1 protein-coding gene is annotated in these 1920 nt (G+C 43.4%); it reads left to right on the top strand.

Annotated features, from left to right (window positions below):
• The first annotated feature begins 289 nt into the window (after nt 1-289).
• A complete protein-coding gene (gene gltX / locus FE394_RS19455; protein ID WP_319927960.1) occupies nt 290-1705 on the top strand; it encodes a glutamate--tRNA ligase in 1416 nt (471 codons plus the stop codon).
• The last annotated feature ends 215 nt before the right edge of the window (nt 1706-1920 follow it).

Here is a 1920-nt window from a genome sequence, read left to right as displayed (position 1 = left end):
ACCAACTGAGCTAATCGCCCCGTCGTGATGGAGTCGCATTATAGGGATAGTTCGAAGTGAGTCAACGGTTTTTATTACGAAAACTATCGTTCGTCGTAAAATTAAACAGAATGAAACAATTATAATCACGCAAAGGTATCATTTAGCCAATGTATTTTGGCTTTTCTCAATAACCGACTGTTAACGGCATTGAGGAATTGAAGTCCAGTGATAAAATAGCCCCAACTATTGTTACGTCAATCATCCAAAACGTTCTCTAAAAAGAGAAACGTAATTAAGGCAATTCCTGATGAGTAAAATTAAAACCCGTTTTGCACCAAGTCCTACTGGCTATCTCCATGTGGGTGGTGCGCGTACTGCTCTTTATTCTTGGTTATACAGCCGCCACAATAAAGGTGAATTTGTTCTTCGTATTGAAGACACCGATCTGGAGCGTTCCACTCAAGAAGCTATCGACGCAATTATGGACGGGATGAATTGGTTAAATCTGAATTGGGATGAAGGCCCTTATTATCAGACCAAACGTTTCGACCGTTATAACCAAGTTATTGATGAAATGCTGGAACAAGGTACAGCTTATCGTTGCTATTGTTCTAAAGAGCATTTGGAACAATTGCGTGAAACTCAGATGGCAAATGGCGATAAGCCACGTTACAACGGGCAATGCCGTGATAGCAATTGCCAACACAGTCACGATGAGCCACATGTTGTACGTTTCAGCAATCCACAAGAAGGTTCTGTTATTTTTAATGACAGCATCCGTGGCCCGATTGAATTCAGCAACCAAGAGCTGGATGATTTGATCATTCGCCGTACCGACGGTTCACCAACTTATAATTTCTGTGTAGTGATCGATGATTGGGATATGGAAATTACCCACGTTATTCGTGGTGAAGACCATATCAACAATACGCCACGCCAAATCAATATTCTGAAAGCCCTTGGCGCTCCAGTTCCAGAATATGCCCACGTTTCTATGATCCTCGGTGATGACGGTAAAAAACTGTCTAAACGCCACGGTGCCGTCAGTGTAATGCAGTATCGCGACGACGGTTATCTACCAGAAGCGCTGTTGAACTATTTGGTTCGTTTGGGCTGGTCACATGGCGATCAGGAAATTTTCACCGTTGAAGAAATGACTGAGCTGTTCAGTCTTGATGCCATCAGCAAATCTGCCAGTGCATTCAATACAGAAAAACTGCAATGGTTGAACCATCATTACATTAATACCCTGCCAGCAGAAAAAGTTGCTGTACATTTAGCATGGCATATCGAACAGCAAGCTATTGATACTCGTACTGGCCCAGAACTGACTGATTTGATCAAACTGTTGGGTGAACGTTGTAAGACTCTGAAAGAGATGGCCAGCTCCTGCCGTTACTTCTATGAAGAGTTTGCCGAGTTTGATGCAGATGCCGCGAAGAAACACTTGCGTCCTGTTGCTCGCCAACCACTGGATGTTGCTCGTGCGAAGCTGGCTGCCATCACTGAATGGACACCAGAAAATATCCATCATGCAATTCAGTCTACCGCTGACGAACTCGAAGTTGGTATGGGTAAAGTAGGTATGCCGCTGCGTGTTGCTGTTACTGGTGCAGGCCAGTCGCCAAGTGTTGACGTAACCATTCATGCCATCAATCAAGCTCGTTCTCTGGCTCGTATTGATAAAGCACTGGCTTATATTGCTCAGCGTGAAGCTCAGTAAATCACCATTGTGTGAAATCTGACATAAGATAATAAAGGCACTCAATTTATTGCAGTGCCTTTATTTTTATCACCTGACCCGTCCTAAATTGGTCGTTGATGACTTTTTCATCGCTTACACAGAGAATATTAATGAATGCATTGACAGAATTCTCTGGGTTTCATATGATTCGCCCCGTTCTACAGGATTTTGATTTGGGGCTATAGCTCAGCTGG

The sequence above is a fragment of the Xenorhabdus littoralis genome (genome assembly GCF_033949345.1).
GTDB lineage: Bacteria > Pseudomonadota > Gammaproteobacteria > Enterobacterales > Enterobacteriaceae > Xenorhabdus > Xenorhabdus littoralis.
Note: the sequence above shows the minus strand (reverse complement) of the source record. Positions and strands in the feature narration are given on the sequence as shown.

Excerpts from the sequence above, each read along its gene's own strand:
- gltX (WP_319927960.1), top strand. The coding sequence starts at position 290 with ATGAGTAAAATTAAAACCCGTTTTGCACCAAGTCCTACTGGCTATCTC.